Consider the following 4,512-nt stretch of genomic DNA (forward strand, 5'->3'; position numbering starts at 1 on the left):
TCTGCGGCTGCCGACCACTCTGGTCTTCGACCACCCCACCCCGGCCGCACTCGCCACCTACCTGCGCGACCAGCTCCACGTCGAGGAGGCCTCGTCGGACGCCCCCATCCTCGCCGAGCTGGACCGGCTGAAGGCCACCCTCCGCCCGGCGCTGGCCGACGACGGCGCCCCCCAGCAGATCGCCGCACGGCTGAGGGAACTGCTTGAGCTCTGTGAGGAGGCGTCCGGCCGGGACAGCGCGGCCCCGGCCGATGACGTCGACCTCGAAGGGGCCACCGACGAGGAGCTCTTCGCGCTCTTCGACGAGCTCGAATGACCGGGCAGCCGACCTCGCCATCGACCACACAACCACGGAAAGTTGGGACTCACGTGAGCGCCACCAACGAGGAAAAGCTGCGCGACTACCTCAAGCGCGCGATCGCGGACGCCCGCGACGCCCGGAACCGGCTGCGCGAGGTGGAGGAGAAGGAGCAGGAGCCGATCGCGATCGTCGGCATGGCCTGCCGCTACCCGGGCGGGGTGCGCTCGCCCGAGGACCTGTGGCGGCTGGTCGCCGACGGCGTCGACGCCGTGTCGGAGTTCCCCGTCAACCGCGGCTGGAACCTCGACGAGCTCTACGATCCTGATCCGGAGCGCGTCGGCACCTCGTACACGAGGGAGGGCGGGTTCCTGCACGACGCGGACCTGTTCGACCCGGCGTTCTTCGGGATGTCCCCGCGTGAGGCGCTGGCCACCGACCCGCAGCAGCGGCTGCTGCTGGAGACCGCCTGGGAGGCCCTGGAGCGGGCGGGCATCGACCCGGCCACCCTGCGCGGCAGCCGGACGGGCGTGTTCACCGGCGTGATGTACAACGACTACGGCTCCCGGCCGCAGCTCCCGCCGGAGGACTTCGAGGGGTACCTGTTCAGCGGCAGCGCGGGCAGCATCGCCTCCGGCCGGGTCTCGTACACGCTGGGCCTGGAGGGGCCGGCCGTCGCGGTCGACACCGCCTGCTCCTCCTCGCTGGTGGCGATGCACCTGGCCGTGAACGCCCTGCGCTCGGGTGAGTGCGACCTCGCCCTGGCGGGCGGGGTGGCGGTGATGTCCACGCCGACGGCCTTCGTGGAGTTCTCCCGGCTGCGCGGTCTGGCCGCCGACGGCCGCTGCAAGTCCTTCGCGGCCGGGGCGGACGGCACGGGCTGGTCGGAGGGCGTGGGTCTGCTGCTGGTGGAGCGGTTGTCGGACGCGCGGCGCAACGGGCACGAGGTGCTGGCCGTGATCCGGGGTTCGGCGGTGAACCAGGACGGTGCTTCGAACGGTCTGACGGCGCCGAACGGGCCCTCTCAGGAGCGGGTGATCCGGCAGGCGCTGGCCAGTGCCCGGCTGGCGGCGGCCGACGTCGATGTGGTGGAGGCGCACGGGACCGGGACGCGACTCGGCGACCCGATCGAGGCGCAGGCGCTGCTGGCCACCTACGGTCAGGAGCGCCCGGAGGGCCGGCCGCTCTGGCTGGGCTCGTTGAAGTCCAACATCGGCCACTCCCAGGCGGCGGCCGGTGTGGGCGGCGTGATCAAGATGGTCCAGGCGATGCGGCACGGCGTCCTGCCCAGGACGCTGCACGCGGAGGAGCGTTCGCCGCACGCCGACTGGACGGCGGGCGAGGTCGAGCTGCTGACGGAGGCCCGGTCGTGGCCGGAGACGGGTGCGCCGCGTCGGGCGGGCGTCTCGTCGTTCGGGTTCGGCGGGACGAACGCGCACGTGATCCTTGAGCAGGTGCCGGTGGTGGAGGACGCCGTCGCTGAGTCGGTGGCCGGGTTGCCGGTGGTGCCGTGGGTGGTGTCGGGGCGTTCTCCGGAAGCGCTGTCGGCGCAGGTGGAGCGGCTGGCGTCGTTCGTGGGGGAGCGGGCGGAGCTGTCCGCTGCGGATGTGGCGTTCTCGCTGGCGACGGGCCGTTCGGGGCTGGAGTACCGGGCGGCGGTGGTCGGTGGCGATCGGGAGGCGCTGCTGGCGCAGTTGGGTTCGGTGGTCCCGGTTCGTGTGAGTGCCGGCCGTACGGCGTTCCTGTTCACCGGGCAGGGTGCGCAACGAGTCGGCATGGGTCGGGAGTTGTCCGAGGCGTTTCCGGTGTTCCGGGCGGCCTTCGATGAGGTGTGTGCGGAGCTGGACCCGTTGTTGGAGCGGCCGTTGGCCGGGGTGATCGCCTCCGGTGACGGGCTGGACGACACGGGTTTCACTCAGCCCGCGCTGTTCGCGGTCGAGGTGGCGCTGTTCCGGTTGGTCGAGTCCTGGGGTGTGCGGCCGGACGTGCTGGTCGGGCATTCGATCGGTGAGCTGGCGGCCGCGCATGTGGCGGGTGTGTTGTCGCTCGCGGACGCGGCGCGGCTGGTGGCCGCGAGGGCGCGGTTGATGCAGGCCTTGCCGTCGGGCGGGGCGATGGTGGCCGTGCGGGCGCCCGAGGAGGCGGTGCTGCCGTTGCTGGCCGGGCGCGAGTCCGTGGTGGGCATCGCGGCGGTGAACGGCCCGCGTTCGGTGGTGATTTCGGGCGTCGAGGACGAAGTCCTGGCGGTCGCTGCGAAGTTGGAGGCCGACGGTCACAAGGCGACGCGCCTCACGGTGAGCCACGCCTTCCACTCGCCGCTGATGGACGGCATGGTGGAGGAGTTCACCGCCGAGGCGGACAAGCTGACCTTCGACGCCCCGAGGATTCCGGTGGTGTCGACGGTGACCGGCCGGTTCGCCTCGGCCGAGGAGCTGCGCTCGGGCCGCTACTGGGCCGAACAGGTCCGCGGCGCCGTCCGCTTCGCCGACGCCGTACGGACTTTGGCAGGGGAGGGCGTCACGGCCTTCCTGGAGCTGGGCCCGGACGGGGTGCTGACCGCGCTCGCCCAGGACACCCTCGACTCCACGGGCGAGCACGCTCTGCTCGCCGCCGTGCGCCGTGACCGGCCGGAGACGCACAGCGTGATCGAGGCCCTGGGCCGGCTGCACGCGCACGGTGTCGCGGTCGACTGGCCGGCGTTCTTCGCCGGTTCCGGCGCCCGGCGCACCGACCTGCCGACCTACGCCTTCCAGTACGAACGCCACTGGCTCGACCAGGCCTCCGCGCCCGCCGACGCCCGAGGCCTCGGGCTGAGCGCCGCCCGGCACCCGCTCCTCGGCGCGGCCGTCGAACTGGCCGACGGCGACTCGGTCGTGCTGACCGGACGGCTGGCGCTGGACAGCCACCCGTGGCTCGCGGACCACCGGATCCTGGACACCCTGATCCTCCCCGGCACGGGCTTCGTGGAGCTGGCCGTCCGCGCCGGCGCGCAGGTCGGCTGCGCGCAGGTCGAGGAGCTGACCCTGTCGGCGCCGCTGGTGCTGCCCGAACGCGGCGGTGTCCAGCTCCAGTTGGTGGTGGCCCGGGCGGACGAGGCCGGGCGGCGGACCTTCGACGTGTACTCGCGTCCCGACGAGGACGCCGAACTGCCGTGGACCCGGCATGCCAGTGGGGTGCTCGCTCCCGAGGCCGTCGCCTCGGCCTCGGCCGATCTGCTGTCCTGGCCGCCGGCCGGAGCGGTCGAGATCGACCTCGGTGACGTGTACGGCCGGGCGGCCGAACGGGGTTACGGCTACGGCCCGGCGTTCCAGGGACTGCGCCGGGTGTGGCGAGCAGAAGGTGAGCTGTTCGCCGAGGTCGCCCTGGGGGAGGGGCAGCGCACCGACGGTGGGCTGTTCGCCCTGCACCCGGCCCTGCTGGACGCGGCGCTGCACCCGCTGCTGCCCGGCGTGGTCGACGAGGAGCGTGGAACCGCCCTGCCGTTCTCCTGGTCCGGCGTGAGCGTCCTCGCCGCCGGTGCGACCGCTCTGCGCGTCCGGATCTCCCCGGCCGGCCCGGACGTGGTGTCGCTGACGGTGGCCGATGGTGCGGGTGCGCCGGTGGCGGTGGTCGAGTCGCTGGTGCTGCGTCCGGTGTCGGTGGACGGTCTGCGCCAGGCCGGTGCGGCGGCTCGGGACGGGCTGTTGGGTGTGGCCTGGCGTCCGGTGCCGGTGGAGGGCGTTGCCGCTGACTGGGCGGTGCTGGGCGCCGATCTCGGGCTTGGCGGGGTGGTGTTCCCGGGTCTTGGCGAGGTGGCGGAGGTGGCGCCGTCGGTGGTGCTGGCGGGCTTGCCCCGGCTGGACGGCGTGGAACTGGTCGCGGCTGTTCATGAGGTGACGGCTGGTGTGCTGGGTCTGGTGCAGGGCTGGTTGGAGGAGGCCCGGCTGGCGGGTTCGCGGCTGGTCGTGGTGACGCGCGGCGCGGTCGCGGTCGGCCCGGAGGGCATCGCTGACCTGTCGCAGGCCGGCGTCTGGGGTCTCCTGCGCAGCGTGCAGGCCGAGAACCCGGGCCGCTTCGTGCTGCTGGACCTGGACACCGGCACGCCGTCGCCCGAACTGGTGGCGGGCGCTTTGGCCTCGGGTGAGCCGCAGTTGGCGGTTCGCGGTGGTCAGGTGCTGGTGCCGCGGCTCGTCCGGGCGGCTTCGGGTGTGGTGTCCGAGGGGCCTGATTGGGGT

At 73.3% G+C, this 4,512-nt stretch carries 2 protein-coding genes; both read left to right on the top strand.

What is annotated here, in order from left to right:
- A partial coding sequence (locus RZ50_RS18745) for an acyl carrier protein (RefSeq protein WP_217680637.1) occupies positions 1 to 316 on the top strand: 316 nt, incomplete at its 5' end.
- 53 nt (positions 317 to 369) lie between these two features.
- A partial coding sequence (locus RZ50_RS18750) for a type I polyketide synthase (RefSeq protein ID WP_374199958.1) occupies positions 370 to 4,512 on the top strand: 4,143 nt, incomplete at its 3' end.

Origin of the sequence: Kitasatospora sp. SUK 42, from assembly GCF_015776785.2 — a bacterium.
Classification (GTDB): Bacteria; Actinomycetota; Actinomycetes; order Streptomycetales; family Streptomycetaceae; genus Kitasatospora.